This window comes from Sulfitobacter sp. 1A12056, from assembly GCF_043558125.1.
GTDB lineage: Bacteria > Pseudomonadota > Alphaproteobacteria > Rhodobacterales > Rhodobacteraceae > Sulfitobacter > Sulfitobacter faviae.
The window spans coordinates 60,994-76,206 of record NZ_JBIFFY010000007.1; the positions used below are offsets into that span (position 1 = coordinate 60,994).

General features: G+C 64.0%; 14 protein-coding genes. 5 read left to right on the plus strand and 9 right to left on the minus strand.

Annotation, left to right across the window (positions count from 1 at the left end; genetic code table 11):
- Window positions 1-4: 4 nt before the first annotated feature.
- Genes ACGYLD_RS13430 through ACGYLD_RS13465 form a run of 8 tightly spaced genes read right to left on the minus strand, consistent with a single transcriptional unit; the run spans window position 5 to window position 8,310 of the window.
- Entirely contained in the window at window positions 5-730 is a 726-nt protein-coding gene (locus tag ACGYLD_RS13430; protein WP_394402818.1) for an SDR family NAD(P)-dependent oxidoreductase, read from the minus strand.
- Window positions 727-1,509: a cyclase family protein gene (locus ACGYLD_RS13435; RefSeq protein WP_394402821.1), complete on the minus strand. Its 783-nt coding sequence runs from the start codon at window positions 1,507-1,509 to the stop codon at window positions 727-729. Before ACGYLD_RS13435 ends, ACGYLD_RS13430 begins: the two co-directional genes overlap by 4 nt.
- Window positions 1,506-2,753 carry an SDR family NAD(P)-dependent oxidoreductase gene (locus ACGYLD_RS13440; protein WP_394402823.1) on the minus strand — a complete coding sequence of 416 codons (1,248 nt, stop codon included), beginning with the start codon at window positions 2,751-2,753 and terminating at the stop codon, window positions 1,506-1,508. Before ACGYLD_RS13440 ends, ACGYLD_RS13435 begins: the two co-directional genes overlap by 4 nt.
- Window positions 2,750-3,919, minus strand: a complete 1,170-nt coding sequence (locus ACGYLD_RS13445) for a thiolase family protein (protein ID WP_394402825.1) — start codon at window positions 3,917-3,919, stop codon at window positions 2,750-2,752. The genes ACGYLD_RS13440 and ACGYLD_RS13445 overlap by 4 nt, the downstream gene beginning before the upstream one ends.
- Window positions 3,916-5,541, minus strand: coding sequence for an AMP-binding protein (locus tag ACGYLD_RS13450; protein WP_271693926.1), 1,626 nt, complete (start codon window positions 5,539-5,541; stop codon window positions 3,916-3,918). The genes ACGYLD_RS13445 and ACGYLD_RS13450 overlap by 4 nt, the downstream gene beginning before the upstream one ends.
- Window positions 5,538-6,017, minus strand: a complete 480-nt coding sequence (locus tag ACGYLD_RS13455) for an aromatic-ring-hydroxylating dioxygenase subunit beta (protein ID WP_271693927.1) — start codon at window positions 6,015-6,017, stop codon at window positions 5,538-5,540. The genes ACGYLD_RS13450 and ACGYLD_RS13455 overlap by 4 nt, the downstream gene beginning before the upstream one ends.
- Entirely contained in the window at window positions 6,014-7,348 is a 1,335-nt protein-coding gene (locus ACGYLD_RS13460; protein ID WP_271693928.1) for an aromatic ring-hydroxylating dioxygenase subunit alpha, read from the minus strand. The genes ACGYLD_RS13455 and ACGYLD_RS13460 overlap by 4 nt, the downstream gene beginning before the upstream one ends.
- Before the next feature lie 11 nt (window positions 7,349-7,359).
- Complete coding sequence (locus ACGYLD_RS13465) at window positions 7,360-8,310, minus strand: PDR/VanB family oxidoreductase (protein WP_271693930.1); 951 nt, start codon at window positions 8,308-8,310, stop codon at window positions 7,360-7,362.
- 137 nt (window positions 8,311-8,447) lie between these two features.
- On the opposite strand from ACGYLD_RS13465, the gene ACGYLD_RS13470 reads away from it, so the two are divergent.
- The 5 genes from ACGYLD_RS13470 (at window position 8,448) to ACGYLD_RS13490 (ending at window position 13,119) form a co-directional block, all read left to right on the plus strand.
- Window positions 8,448-8,942, plus strand: a complete 495-nt coding sequence (locus ACGYLD_RS13470) for a MarR family winged helix-turn-helix transcriptional regulator (RefSeq protein ID WP_276154051.1) — start codon at window positions 8,448-8,450, stop codon at window positions 8,940-8,942.
- 138 nt (window positions 8,943-9,080) lie between these two features.
- A complete protein-coding gene (locus ACGYLD_RS13475; RefSeq protein WP_271693933.1) occupies window positions 9,081-10,100 on the plus strand; it encodes a TRAP transporter substrate-binding protein in 1,020 nt (339 codons plus the stop codon).
- 58 nt (window positions 10,101-10,158) lie between these two features.
- On the plus strand, window positions 10,159-10,662 hold the full coding sequence (locus ACGYLD_RS13480) for a TRAP transporter small permease (protein ID WP_067266537.1): 504 nt from the start codon (window positions 10,159-10,161) through the stop codon (window positions 10,660-10,662).
- A complete protein-coding gene (locus ACGYLD_RS13485) occupies window positions 10,659-11,972 on the plus strand; it encodes a TRAP transporter large permease (protein ID WP_067266538.1) in 1,314 nt (437 codons plus the stop codon). Before ACGYLD_RS13480 ends, ACGYLD_RS13485 begins: the two co-directional genes overlap by 4 nt.
- 94 nt (window positions 11,973-12,066) lie before the next feature.
- The gene (locus ACGYLD_RS13490) at window positions 12,067-13,119 is read left to right on the plus strand and encodes a M42 family metallopeptidase (RefSeq protein ID WP_394402828.1); all 1,053 of its coding nucleotides are present in this window, start codon (window positions 12,067-12,069) and stop codon (window positions 13,117-13,119) included.
- Window positions 13,120-13,140: 21 nt separating this feature from the next.
- On the opposite strand, the gene ACGYLD_RS13495 is transcribed toward ACGYLD_RS13490, so the two are convergent.
- Window positions 13,141-15,117: a cache domain-containing protein gene (locus ACGYLD_RS13495; RefSeq protein WP_394402830.1), complete on the minus strand. Its 1,977-nt coding sequence runs from the start codon at window positions 15,115-15,117 to the stop codon at window positions 13,141-13,143.
- Window positions 15,118-15,213: the final 96 nt, after the last annotated feature.

Here is a 15,213-nt window from a genome sequence, read left to right on the forward strand (position 1 = left end):
GGGGTCAGAGCGTCAGCGTCCCGATGCTCGACCCGCCGCAGACGAAAAGCGTCTGGCCGGTGACGAAACTACTGGCCGGATCGCAAAAGAAGAGGAAGGCGTTGGTCACGTCCTCCACCTGCCCCAACCGCCCCACGGGGATGCGTTTGGCCAGCGCGGCTTCGCGTTCGCTTTCTTTCGGGATGATGCCCCAGAAGTTATCCGTCTGCACCGGGCCGGGGGCCACGACATTGACGGTGATGCCATGCGGCGCAAGCTCGAGCGCCCAAGTGCGCGCCATGCCGATCATCCCCGCTTTCGAGGCCGAATAGGCCGTGCGCGTCGGCGCGCCCAAGGCGGCGCGAGAGGCGTTGAACATCACCCGGCCAAAACCGCGTTCCTTCATGGCGGGCAGGAAGGCTTGTAGCAGCGTCAGGGCCGAGCCGAGATGCAGTTGCGCAAGGCCGGTGATGTCTTCGGGCTTGGCCTCTTCAACCAGATTGGGCCAGATCAGCCCGGCGTTATGCACCAGATGGGTCACCTCATGGCGTGCGGCGATATCCGTAGCAACGGCGGCGACGGAGGCGGGGTCGAGCAGGTCGGCTTCGATATGCTCGCAGCCCTCCGCCTCCCATTCCGGCTTGCCCCGCGCGATCGAGATCACGCGATAGCCGCGCTCCAGCAACCGCTGCGCCAGATCGGCGCCGATGCCCTTGCTACCCCCGGTGATGACGGCGGTGTATTCGGTCATTGTCTCTCTCCCGGTATCAGCGCCAGCACCCGCAGTGGACTGCCGGTGCCGCCTTTGATCTTGAGCGGCGGTGCGATCAGCATGGCCCCGGTGGGCGGCAGTTGGTCGAGGTTGCACAGGCATTGCAGCCCGTATTTCCCCGCCCCATGTAGCAGGTAATGCGCCGGGAAGGGCGGGTCGTAATGCATCCCCTGCCCCGCGTCGGTGCCGACCGTTTCCGTGCCAAAGCCGCGAATGCCGCGCTCTAGCAGCAGTTCGATGGCGGCGGGGGCGGGGCCGGGCGAATGGGCGCCATCCTCGCGCATGTTGAGGTAATCCGCGCCGCTGCGTTTCGACCAATCGGTGCGCATCAACACCCAAACGTCGGCGGGGATCGGCCCGTGCTGGGTCTCCCAATCGCGGATGATCTCGGGCGTCAGCTCAAAGTCGTCGTTCTGCGCCGCCCCCGCCGAGCAGTCGATCACCACGACCGGGCCGATGAAGGCTTCGGGCGGGATTTCATCCACCGCGCCATGAGCCACGTCCTTGCCAGAGACCCAGTGAATGGGCGCGTCGAAATGGGTGCCGGTGTGTTCGTTCAGCGTGAGGTTATGCCACTTCCACGCCGGGCCGCGTTGATCATAGGCCGAGACCTCCTCCATCCGGAACCGCGCGCATTGGCCGAACTCTGGCGGCAGGACGATGACCGGGAAGTCCGGGTCGAGCCTGTGGGTCAGATCGACGACCTTTGCCGCACCGCTTGCCAGTGCCTGGGCCAGTGTCGTGATTGCATCGCTCATGCGCCGCCCCCCCGCGTTTCGCGTTCCATCAAGGCTGGATTGTCCAGCCAGCGGGCCAGCGCGTCCTTGGCCACGTCACCGCATGCGACCTCTTCCAACCCGTCGACCAGCCCGCGCACCACTGTCCGCGCCAGCGCGCGGGGGGCGACTTTGGGCGGTGGCAGAGGTTGGCGCCATTCGTCATCGACAGGGCCGGTGTAGACATTCATCACCCGCAGCCCCGATCCGGCAAACTCTGCCCGCATCGTCTGGCTGAGCGACCGCGCCGCCGCTTGTGAGGCATCAAAGCCACCGAACCCAGCCTCGGGCGCCAAGGCCCCGACCGACAGGAGATTGACCCAAGCCACCGCGGCATTGACCCCATCCGCCGTGCGCGCGGCCATCGCGGGGCCAAAGCCCTGCGCCAATCGCATCAGGCCCAGCACATTGGTCTCCATCCCCTCCCGGGCAAAGACCGTGTCACTGCCCAGTACCCCGCCGGGGCGGATGAATTGGGCGGTGTTGATCAGGATGTCGACCTTGCCACCGATCTCAGCGGCGAGGCGCGAGACGGAGGCCGTATCGGTCACATCAAGGGGCATGAGGCTGACGCTCTCCATCCCCTCGAAGGCCGCGCGGCCTTCCCACCGACGCCAATGTTCCGGCTCGCCCAGGAATATCTCCGCCGCACCTGCGCTCAGGAGCGCTTGGGCCAGCGGCAGGGCCGAGGGCGAGCGGGCATCGGTGATCAACACCCGCCGATGTTTCGGATCGCTCGACATTTCGCGCAGCATCGGATCGTCTTGCATCAATTCGCTTCCCTCTCGCGGCAGGGCCACCATGACCCCCTGCCCGGCCCGGTCCAGTTTCAACGCCAGCCGCACGGCATCACCGCGCTCGACCTCGCCATGCAGATGGCACACGGCCACCGGCCCTGCGGCCAGTTGCACCGTGCCGATGCGCCACGGCAGCCGCTCACGAAAATACGGGTCGGGCGAGACGCGGATCGTGGTTTCGGCCAAGACTTCGCCCGCGCGGTCCGTCTCGCGCCGGTCCAGCGCGACGGACAGGCATTTGCAGCAGGCATCGCGCGGGGGGTATTGCACCGCCCCGCAATCGGCGCAGTGTTGCAAGACGAAGGTGCCGCGCCCGGCGGCAATCGCAAGGCCGAGGGCCGCGCGCGACCGCTGCGCGGGCGGCAGCGTCGGCACCCTGCTGCGCTTTTGCGGGTTTTTCTTTCGGGGCGGCGTCAGTGGATCGGTCATGGCCCGCGCCCCTCGATGATCGCCGCGGCAGAGCAGACGCCCCGGTCATAGTTGATCATGCCAAAGCCCGAGATCAAGGCCCGCCGGGCGTTGGCCACCTGTGTGCCCTCGGCCTGCCCGGTCACCTGCCGGATCGCCTCGACCAGTCCCAGATAGCCGCCCGCGGCCCCGGCTTGGCCGACCGACAGCTGCCCGCCCGAGGTGTTGTGGGGGAAGTCCCCCTCAATCGTCAGATCCCGCTGCCGGACAAAGGCGGCCCCCTGCCCCTTGGCGCAGAACCCGAGGTCTTCGAATTGCATCATCGAGATCACCGGGTAGTCGTCATAGGTTTGCAACAGATCGACCCCCTCCGGCCCATGGCCCGCCATGTCATAGAGCTCACCAATGTCGACGCCCCAGCCGCCGCGCAGTTGCATCGGATCTTCGGGGTAGGCGTTGTGCCGTTCGATTGTGCCGCTGATCCGAGCGAAGGGTAGATTGCGGCGCGCGGCCTCGTCGTCGCGCATGACCAGAAACGCCTCGGCCCCGGCGCAGGGCATGACGCAGTCGAAAAGCGCGATGGGGTCCGAGATCATCCGCGCATCGAGGTATTGGTCGAGAGTGAGTGGGGTCTTCATCAGCGCATCGGGATAGTGCAGCGCATTGGCCCGTTGCGCCACGGCGATCTGGCCAAAGTCCTCTCGCGTGGCGCCGTATTCCTGCATGTAGCGGTCCATCAGCAGGGCGAAACTCGCGTTCGGGCCGCCAAAACCATAGGGAAAGGTGGCATCCATCGAAAAGCGCGAAAAGCCGCTGAGCAGGCTGCGAAAGCTGTCGATCCGGTTCGCGTCCCCCGCCACACAGGCCACCACATCCATATCGCCCGCCTGCACCGCCCGCGCCGCGCGGCGCAGCGCGATGACCCCGCTGGCCCCACCCGTCGGCACGGTATCGAGCCACCGCGGGCTGAGCCCCAAATGCTGGGTCAACCCGACCGGCGTGTCCGGCGCGAGCGAGAAGCTGGAGACCGAGAACCCGTCCAGTTCGCCCGGCGCGATCCCAGCCTTGCCCAGCATCGCGCGCAGCGCGCGGGCGATCCACCAATGGGCGGTCTCATTGCTATAGCGGGCATAGGGCACCGAGGTAGGCGCCGCGAGCACGACGCCGTCATAGCCCCTGCGCCTCATGCTGCCGTCCGTTTCTTTAGCCCGCGCAAGTCTTGCGTGGCGGGATCGTCCAGTAGGTCGGCGGCCAGCGTTTTCAGCACCCCGCGTTGGAGTTTCTGCGTCGCCGTCAGCGGCAGCGCCTCGACAAAGGCGATGAAGCCGGGGGCTTTGTAATAGGCAAGCTGGGTCAGGGACCATTCGGTGATTTCACGGGCCAAGACGGCAGGGTCAGCACCGGCGTCCTTCGGCACGATACAGGCGAAAACCTCATCCCCGCGCACCGCGTCAGGCACGGCGGCCACGGCGGCGCTGGCCACGGCAGGGTGGCGCATCAGGGTCGATTCCACCTCGACCGCCGCGATGTTCTCGCCCGAGCGCCGGATCACGTTTTTCTTGCGGTCGACGAAATACATCGCACCATCCGGCGCGCGGCGCACGATGTCGCCGGTGTGGAACCAACCGCCCGCCCAAGCCTCATCCGTGGCTTCGGCATTTTTAAAGTAGCCCACAAAGAACCCGCGCCGGGGTTCGGCACCGGCGCGGCGCACTAGCAGTTCGCCTTGATCGGCCTCTTGCCCGGCATCGTTGAGCAGCCGGACCTCCAGCCCCCCTTCGGGCGTGCCGAGGCAGCTTTCGCCCACGCGGCGCGGTTCGCGGTTGGCGCAGATCACCGCCCCCGCGCCGGTTTCGGTCATGGCCCAAGCCTCGACCAATGGAAAACCGAAACGCGCCTCGAAGGCGGCGTGCAGTTTCGGGTCCACCCCCGCGCCGAAGCCGAAGCGCACGGCATGGTCGCGGTCGGCTTCACTTTCTTCGGCCCCCATCAGCATGGATGGCATGACACCAAGGTAGTGCAGGCAGGTCGCCCCCGAGGCCCGGACCGAGGCCCACCAGCTGCGGGGATGGAAGCGGTCAAGCGCGGTCAGACAGCCGCCCACGGCGATCATCGCCATGAAGGAATAGGCCATCGCGTTCATGTGGAAGATCGGCAGCGGCGTGATCATCCGCTCGCCGTCTTGCGAGAGGGCGCAAAGCCCGCCGGTGTCAGCGTACCACCGCCCGGCATCGAGGAAATAGGCATTCGTCAGGATGCAGCCCTTGGGCTGACCGGTGGTGCCTGAGGTGTAGAGCAACGCCGCCTCGGCCTCCTCTGCCCCGCCTTGCCGTGCCGCGATGGCCTCACGCGTGGCGGGCGCGGGCAAGGAATCCTCCGGCGCGATCACCGGCATGTCGCGTCCCGCTTGCCGTGCCGCGGCGCGCAGGTCGTCGCCGCGCGCGGGTATCGCCACGGCCAAGACCGGCTCGGCATGGTCGATCATATAGCTCAGCTCCGCCGCACGCAGATCGGGGTTCACCGGCACGACCGACAGGCCCAGACCGTTCAGCGCAAGCCACCAGAGGAAGAAGGCCGGGCGGTTCTCCATCAGCAGCATCACGCGCTGCCCGGGCAAATAGCCCGCCGCCGAAATGCGCTTGCGCAGGGCGGCAACCTCGCGCGCGGCTTCGGCATAACTCACCTCCCCCGCCGCGATGCCGTAGATGCCCGCTGTTTCCGGCAAGACATTCAGGAAACCCCGTTCGGGGTGCCGCGCGGCGGTGTCTTCAAAGGCTGCGAAGACCGTCTTAGTCTCTGCCCCGATCATGGCAGCAACTGGATATTGCGGAAGGCCGCGTCGCAATTGACGATATCCACCCGTTTGTTGGCAATGCGCAACCGCCCGTCGACCAGCGCCAGCTCATGCCGCGCGGTGACGGCGAGCAACTGCTGCTCATCCAGCCGCGTCTCGACGTAGTGCATGAAGGTGGTCGTGACGAAACGCCCGGCGTCCGTATCCATTTCATCCACGTAGGGCCGTTGGATAACATGGTGACAGCGGCTCTTGGGCTTTTGGCTGAAGGTGCGCGCGCCGTTCAGACGTTCGACGCGCAGCTTGAGCATGAACATATCTTCATACATCAACGAGGTCTCGTTGATCGGGTCTTGCTGTTGATAGTCCAACGGCATCCAATAGTGCCCATCCGGCAGCCAGAGGTCGAGCCATTCGGTATAGCGCCCCTCGTCCAACATGCGCACTTCATCATAGATGAAGTCGATCAGGCTTTCGCGCGTCACACTCATTCCGGCGCCTCCGTCTTTTGGCCCATGGTCATGAACTTGACCCATGCGTGGAATTGGTTGCGCATCTGGCGTTCGGTGGTGCCGTTTTCGACCGCCTCGACCTCGAAATCCTCGTCCTCTTCGATCAGGCGTTGGATGTTCACCCATTCCAGCCCGTCAACCATCAGCCCTTCCTGCGCGCGTTCGTACATTTCCAGATCGTCATGGCCGACGATGGAGGTGGGCGCGTTGATCATGCGGTTGTACATCGCGGTGCGGGCGGTCAACTCATCGGGTGCGTCGACAAGGCGGTAGATGTAGCTTTCCACCACGGTCCGGTCGGCGGCGATGGGGATGAAAACCCGCAATTGCTGGATCGGCCCCTTGATCATGATGTTTGGGAAATAGACCGTGTTGTGGCGGTTCTCATCAAGGATCGCCTTGGCCTTCTCCTCTCCATAGCTGTCGCAGAGCGCTTCGAAATACCCGGGGATGGCGGAATAATCCGAGTGGATAGAGTGGTTTACGCCGGTGTGCCCATGCCCGTTGGGCCATGTGCGGATGCCCATGCCTTCGAAGAAATCGTAAGGCGACATGAAGGGGGCGATGATCTCCATCGCGGGGGGTTTGGGCGCGTCCTCGGGCAGGCCCAGTTCTTCGTAGAGCTTCACCGCCGTCCCGGCCGAGCTCTCGTGCGCCACCATCGGGTGGCAGGTGTCGGTCTGATTTTCGACCAGCATCTTCCAGTTGCAATGATGCATGTAGCGCAGCGGCGGGCCGACCACTTCGAGCCGTCCGGCGGGGGAGCGGTCAACCATATTGTCGAACGAGGACAGGCTTTCGCCAAAGAACTCTTCGAAGCTCATGCCCTCTTCGGCCAAACGGGCAAAGATGAAGCCGCGGTAGTTTTTCACATCGCCGACGCTGCGCATCCCCTTGCCGCTGTCGGTCTCTTCCAGCCCGGTGTTCTGGTAGCCCTTCTTGAGCGGGATCGCCAAGAGGCAGCCATCGGTCTTGAAGCTCCATGCGTGATAGGGACAGCGGAAGAATTTGCCGGTGTTGCCTTGCCGGTCTATCACGATCTTGGTGCCTTTGTGGGGGCAGCGGTTCAGCAGGACATGGATGTCGCCCGTCGAATGGCGCACCTGAATGACGGGCTGGGTGCCGATATGGGTGCTGAAATAATCGCCCTTATTCGGGGTCTGGCTTTCATGGCCGACAAAGACCCAAGCATTGGCGAAGAGATGCTTCATCTCCTGCTGGAACACCTCTGGGTCAGTGTAGATATCGCGGTGCACCTGATGTGGCTGCACGAGGGCGGCCAAGGCCGCCGGGCTGTCGTAACGTCCCATGAGTTCCTCCCTCAGATGTCGAGCACAAGGCGCGGAGATTTCGCGCGGCTGACGCAGATTTGCATGACATTCCCTGCCGCGCGCTCGGCCTCGGACAGGACCACGTCGCGGTGATCGGGGGTGCCGCTGAGCACATCGCATTGGCAGATGCCGCAATCGCCGCGCTGGCAGTCGTACATGACATCGACACCACCCGCCTCCAGCACGTCGATGATCGACTGGCCGGGGGGGATGGTGAAAACCTCCCCGCTTGAGGCAACTTCGACCTCAAAGGCGCTGTCGCCCTCTTGCTCCTGTGGCGCGTCGAAGAGTTCGAAATGGATACGCTCGGCGGCGATGCCCGCGGCTTCGGCTTTTGCCTTGGCCGCGTCGATCAACCCTTTGGGGCCGCAGACATAGAGATGCGCGCGGGCCCCGAGGCTGTCGATCACCGCGCCGAGATCCAGCGCCGTGGCGTCATCATCGCAATGCAGATGCAGCGCATCGCCGAAATTGTCGCGCAGGGCATCGCGGTAGGCCATGACGGGCGCGCTGCGGCCCGTATAATGAAAGGCGAAGTCCTGCCCCACGGCCTTGAGCGTCGCCGCCATCGAGATCATCGGCGTGATGCCAATCCCCCCCGCCAGCAGCACGGCGGGCGCGTCCGGGGACAGGGGGAAATCGTTCTTCGGCGCGGCGCAGGTGATATCGGCCCCCGGTTTCAGCCCGTGCATATGGGTCGAGCCACCCTTGCCCTCGGGCTCACGCTGGACAGCGATGCGGTAGCTTTCCGGGGCCTCGGGGATCGGATCGAAGGTGATCAGGGAATAGGCGCGGCTGTCGCCATCGGGCAGATCGAAAAGCACATGCGCCCCGGCATCCCAGTTCGGCAACGGGCTGCTGTCGGCGGCTGCAATCTCGAATTCGCTGATGCGGTCGGTCAGCGCTGTGACCCTGCGCACGATGGCGTTGATCTTCGACATGTGATGTCCTCCCCTGCCAAACAATATGATTTTTCATATAGTTTCGGTCAAGGGTTTTCTTGCCAAGCGCCAATTTGCCCGCCATTTAGAGAGGCCGAGGCGCAAGGAGCCCTCTTTCCATCAAAGGGTTAACTGGTGTGACGCAGCAAAAGACCGATGCAACCGCCCAAAAGGAGACGGGTCAGGAGGGGGGATTCGTCTCGGATTACCTGCTGTATCTCTTGGCGGCGGCCAGCGATGTGGCGAGTGCGCAGTTCCACGCGCAGGTGCGCAAGGCGGGGCTGCGGGTGCCGGAATGGCGCGTGTTGGCCTGCCTGTCGGACACTGATGGCGCGATGATCACGCAGCTCGCGCGCCGGGCGCTGGCCGAACAATCCCGCCTCACACGGATCATCGCCCAGATGGAGGAACGCGGCCTGCTGATCCGCCGCAGCGACCCTGCCGATGGCCGCCGGGTGCGGGTCTATCTGACCGACGCGGGCCGCGCGCTGGCCGCCGAACTGGTGCCGCAAGCGCGCCGCCATGAGGCGGCCTTGATGGAAATGCTGAAGGGCAACGAGGGGGCGCAGTTGAAGCCCGCGCTGAAATCGCTGCTCGCCGCCTTGGATGACACGGGCGATCTTCGCGGCTGATCAGCGCCCTTGCCCCGGGCGCAAAAAATGGTTCCAATCGTGCTGTAAATGTGAATACATGAAAAAGCATATACTTGGCGATGCGGGTTTGGGAGAACCCCGCCAAGGCATATCGAACGGTATGGGGAGGAGCCCAAAATGACCAAATTCACCAAGTTTTTCACGACGAGTGCGCTTGCGCTCTGCACCGCGACCGGCGCCTTCGCCGCCGAGACGCTGACCATTTCCACATGGCTGCCGCCAAGCCACCCGGTCAACACCGGCATGTTCACCCAATTGACCGACATGATGGCCGAGGCCAGCGATGGGCTGATCGAGACCGAGCTGAAAAACGGCCTCGCCCCGCCGCCCGCGCAGATGGACCTGCTGCTGGACGGGGCCGCCGATATCGCCATTCTGTTCCACGGCTACACGCCCGGTCGTTTCGTCGGCACGAAACTGGTGGAAATCCCCGGCTACGAAGGCAATGCCGAGGCCGCATCGGTCGCCCATTGGCGCGTGCATGAGGCGATGCTGTCTGAATTGGACGAGCACCGCGGCGTGAAGGTGATCGCGCTCACAACCCACGGCCCGGGGCAAATCCACTCCAACAAAGAGGTGAACACCCTCGACGATCTGCAAGGACTGAAAACCCGCCTCGGCGGTGGTGTCTCGGCGGATGTGGGGGCGGAGCTTGGCCTCGTCGGCATTCAGGTGCCCGCGCCCAAGGTTTACGAAACACTCGATTCCGGGGCCGCCGATGCGGTGGCGATGAACATGGGCGAGCGGATCAGCTTCAAGCTCAACGAAGTGGCCAAGAACGTCTATGAGATGCCCGGCGGGTTCTACCGCGGTTCCTTCTCGGTCATCATGAGCCAAGAGACCTTCGACAGCCTGCCCGAAGACGTGCAGCAAAAGCTCGACAGCGAAGTCTTTGGCGAGACGGCGAGCCGCATGATGGGTGCGGTTTGGGACCAGAGCGACGTCGACGCGCGTGAGGCGACCGAGGCCGCGGGCGATAACAAGATCGTCACCGCCTCGGAAGAGGATCAAGCCCGCTTTGCCGAGATGGCCGCCAAAGTGCGCGACAAGGTGATCGCAGAGCTCGACGAGGCCGGTGTCGATGGGCAGGCCGCCTATGAGATGATGCGTGAGGAAATGGCGAAGGCCAGCAAATAACCCCCACCGCCAAAGGGGCCGGGCGCAGAGGCGGTCGGCCCCCAGCCAGGGAACCGCCATGCGCTCTTTAATCCGCCTAACCACCGCCCTCTCGGCCCTGCCGATGACGATGGCCTCTCTCGCGCTCTTCGCGCTGATGGTGCTGACCTTTGCCGATGTCATCATGCGGTCGGTCTTCAATGCACCCATCGAAGCTGCAACCGAGCTGATCCGCATCGGCATCGCGCTGATCGTTTTCTCTGCCTTGCCGGTCCTGTCGGGCCGCGAAGGGCATATCGCCGCCGACCTTTTAGACCGCCCCTTTGAAAACTGGGGGCTGCAACGCTGGCGCGACGGGCTGGTGACACTGGGCTGCGGGGTGATGCTGTGGTTTCCGGCGGGGCGGGTCGTCGACCTCGCCTACCGCGCGCTGAGCTATGGCGACGTGACCGAATATCTTGAAATCCCGACCTTCTACATCGGCATGTTCATCGCGGTGATGACCTATCTCACTGCTGTCGTGCTGATCCTGCGCGGGCTTCTGCGCCTCTTTGCGCCGCAACTTCTGGACCCTGCCACATGATCGCCTCTGCTATCGGCTTTGCCGCCGTTTTCGTCCTCGTCTTGCTGCGCTTGCCGATTGCCTTTGCCATGGGCCTCGTCGGGATGATCGGGCTGGTCTATGAGACCAGCTACCGCGCATCGATCTCCATGGTGTCGCGGCTGATCATCGACACCAGCCAAGACTACGGGCTATCCGTGATCCCGCTTTTCATCCTCATGGGGCTTTTCGTCAACAAAGGCGGCATCAGCCGTGAGCTTTACCAAGTCTCCAACGCCTTTTTGGGCCACTTCCGGGGCGGTCTAGCCATGGCCACCATCGTCGCTTGCGGGGGCTTCGCGGCGATCTGCGGCTCATCGCTTGCCACCGCCGCCACGATGTCCAAGGTCGCCATGCCGGAGATGCGCAAATACGGCTATTCCGACAGCCTCTCAACCGCCTCCATCGCTGCCGGGGGCACGCTCGGCATCCTGATCCCGCCCTCGGTGATCCTCGTGATCTATGGCCTGCTGACCGAGACCTCGATCGGCGCGCTGTTCATCGCGGGCATCGTGCCCGGCGCGCTCGGCATCCTGCTCTATCTCTGCGCGGTGCGCTTTTCCGTCGCCATGAACCCCGAGGCCGGCCCTGCTGGCCCCCGTGCGACTTGGGGCGAGCGGCTGCGCGCGCTCAATCACGTCTGGTCGGTGCTGGCGCTTTTTGCGCTGGTTATCGGCGGGCTCTATGGGGTCTTGGACTTCTGGCCGATCCACCTTGCCTTCTCCCCGACCGAGGCCGCGGGCATGGGGGCGGCGGGGGCCTTCCTCATCGCTTGGGCACGCGGCGGGCTTAGCTGGCGGGGCCTGCGGGAGGTGCTGGAGGAGACGACGCTCACCTCTGCCTCACTCTTCTCGGTGTTGATCGGGGCGTGGATCTTCTCCAACTTCGTGAACCTCGCGGGGCTGCCCGAAGGGCTGCTGGCCACCGTGACCGCGCTCGACCTCGGGCCTTGGGTGGTCATGGGTCTGATCCTTCTGATCTACATCGCGCTCGGCTGCATTTTTGAGAGCATGTCGATGCTGCTGCTGACGGTGCCGATCTTCTTTCCGCTGGTCACGAGCCTTGGCTTCGATCCGGTGTGGTTCGGCATCATCGTCGTTGTCGTGACCGAGATCAGCCTGATCACCCCGCCTGTTGGCCTTAACGTCTTTGTCCTTAAAGGCGTGGTGGGCGATGTTTCCACCGGCACGATCTTTCGCGGCGTCACCCCGTTCTGGCTGGTCGATATCCTGCGGCTGATCCTGCTGCTCGTCTTCCCCGCGCTGGTGCTGTTCCTGCCGGGTCAGATGTAGCCCCCTGCCCTCTCAGCCTCATCGCGCCGCGCCTGTTTGCACTTCGGCAGGCGCGGCGCGATAGTGCGGCCAAATCACCAAGGATGAGGCCAGCATGAACATCGACCTACTCAAAGACCTTTGCGAAACCCCCGGCGTTCCGGGGCGCGAACACCGCGTGCGCGATCTGATCACCCGTGAGATCGAAGGGCTGTTCGACCATGTGGAGACCGACGCCATGGGCTCCCTCCTCTGCCGCCGGGATGCGACGGCGGGCGATGGCAAAGCGCCCAAGATCATGCTGCTCTGCCATATGGACGAGATCGGCTTTCTGGTCAGCCATGTGTCGAAAGACGGGTTCCTCTACCTGCAGCCCGTGGGCGGTTTCGATCCGCGCAACCTTTTCTCGCGCCGGGTGCTGGTCTGCACCGATCAGGGCGATCTGAAGGGCGTGATGAACCCCGGCGGCAAGCCCATTCACATCTCCTCCCCCGAAGACCGCAAGAAGATCCCCGAAGTATCCGAATTTTTCGTCGACCTCGGGCTGGGCGAAAAAGCAAAGGACATCGTCAAGGTCGGTGACTTCGTGGTTATGGACGAGCCTTTCCTTGAGATGGGTGAGCAGTTCGTCTCCAAGGCGCTCGACAACCGCGTGGCCTGCTGGCTCGGGATCGAGGCGATCCGCAAGCTGGCCGAAAAGGGGCGTGGCGCGGAGATTCATGTGGCCTTCACCTGTCAGGAAGAAGTCGGCCTGCGCGGGGCGCGCACGGCGGCCTATAAGGTGCAGCCCGACATCGGCCTTGGCATCGACACGACGCTGGCCTGTGACACGCCCGGCGTGCCCGAGCACCTCTCGACCACGCGGCTCGGTAAAGGCTTTGGCCTGCACGTCCGCGACAGCAGCTTCATCGCCGATGTGGACCTCGTGCGCGACATCGAAAAGCTGGCCGAAGCCCGCGACATCCCCTTCCAACGCACCATGCTTGCCGCAGGGGGACAAGACGGCGCTGCGGCGCAGCAAGCCGCCGCTGGCGCGCGGGCTGTGGGGATCGTGGTCGGCACCCGCTATATCCACACGGTGACCGAGATGGTGTCGAAAGGCGACCTGCAAGCCGCACTCGACATCCTCGTGGCCTATCTTGAGGGTTTTGACGGCAACGCAGCCTAAAGCCCCCCGCCCCCCTGCGCATCACGCGTGGTCAGGGGGGCTTGCATCCTCGGGGGCTTGCGGCAGCCAAACGGTAAAAGCCGCGCCCCCTTCCGCCCGATTGCGGACCGTGATGATCCCGCCGGCCCGCTGGATCAGCGTCTGAGAGATCGACAGGCCCAAGCCCGTCCCCTCCCCCGGTTTGGTGGTGAAGAAGGGATCGAAAAGCGAGCCGAGCAGCGCCTCAGGCACCCCCGGCCCGCTGTCATGGACCGATAGCGCCACACCGGCTACGCCGTCGCGATCCTCGTCTTTGAGGCACAATGCCAGCTGCCCTGCCCCTTGCATCGCTTGCACCGCATTGACCACAAGGTTCACCACGACCTGCTGAATCTCACCGGAGTCCGCGCGCACTGGCGGCACCTCGTCCAGATCGCAATACACCTCGATCCCGCCCCGGCTGATGAGGTGATCGACCAGCACGAGACAGTCCTGCACCAAGGGCCGCAGCGCAATATTATGTTCACAATCAGAAAACTCGGATGGCGCGGCGAACTTGAGCAATTTGCCGACGATGACCTCGATCCGTGACAGCTGCCGGTCGATCAAGCCGAGTTCCGTGGCCACCGGTTCTGCATCCGGGCCAAGCGTCTCCCGGATGACATCGACATTGCCCATGATGACCGCGACGGGGTTGTTGATCTCATGGGCCACCCCTGCGGTGATTTCCCCGATGGAGGCGAGTTTTTCGCTCATCACCAATTGGCGGAAGGTCTGCTCGAGCTTCTCGTTCGCCTCGCGCAGTTCAGCAGTGCGCTGATCGACACGCTGGTTCAACGCGTCATTCCAGCTGCGCAACTGCCGGTCGCGTTCCTGCACCTGCTCCAGCAACCAATCGAGGTGATGCGCCACCGCCCCGATCTCATCCCGTGCGGGGACCGCGCCGATCCGCGCCGAGAGTTCCCCCTTGCCGACCCGGTGCATGACTTTTGTCATTCGTTCAAGCGGCGAGAAGATACCGCGCGCCAGCCAAAGGAACACCGGCGCCGACAGCGCAAGCACGGCAAAGAAAGCAGCCAGCATCCACCAGAACGCCTCCCGCTTCGCCTGCGCAAAGGGTGCTTCGAGGAAGCCGACGTAAAGCATCCCCACCCGCTCGCCGAAACTATCCGTGATCGGCTGGTAGCCAGAGATGTACCAATCGTTCACTACGAAGGCCCGGTCGAGCCAAGTGCGCCCCTCAATCAACACGGCCTCCCGCACCTCTGCCGAGACCCGGGTGCCGAGGGCGCGCACATCTTCGAAAAGACGCACATTGGTCGAGATGCGCAGGTCATCTAGGAAAAGCGTCGCCGTGCCCTGCCTGTCCCCACCGGTCACCGCGTTGAGATAAACGAGGTCATTGATCGTATCGATAAAGTCGAGGTTGCGATTCAACAGCATCCCGCCCACCAAGACCCCCTGCGTGCCGTCCAAATCAACCGGGCTTGCTGCGTGAACCACCATGCCGCGGTCTTCGATCTTTCGGTCCGTGGGCACGGCGGCGGGCGTATCGATCAGCGGCACCTGCGCGCGGACCGCGAGGGCGTCGTTCAACCTTGTCAGCCGTGCGTTGCTGAATACATCGATCTCCGCTCCGCTTCGCCCTCGGGCGGCGCGGGCGATCACCGGCCAATCCTCTCCGTCTTCGATGGCGGCCTCAATGGGGAGAAACTGTAGAAAATCCAAACCCAGCCGGTCCTGTATCTCGGCAAAGAAAGCCACCTGTTCTGCCGCCGGGCTTTCAAGCTGCCGGGCGAATTCAACGGACCCCGCGACGGCGTCCAACTCATTCCCCGTCTGCGCCAACAACCGCGCGAGATACTGGTTGGCGATCCTTAATTCGCTTTCAACATTCGCGATGAGGACTTCGTCATAATCCGCCGTCCAGCGTGACATGCCCAGAACCAACAGAAGCGGCATCAGCACAATGAGCGGTGTGAGCGCGAGGATAAGCAGGCGGAGGCGGACAGAGGTCATGGGTTTTCCCGGAGAGCTTCACCTAAGTTAGCTGGTGAGCCGAGGAGGGTGAAGCATATGGAGGGATTTTGCCCGCTAGAAGGCCCAGTTTCTTAA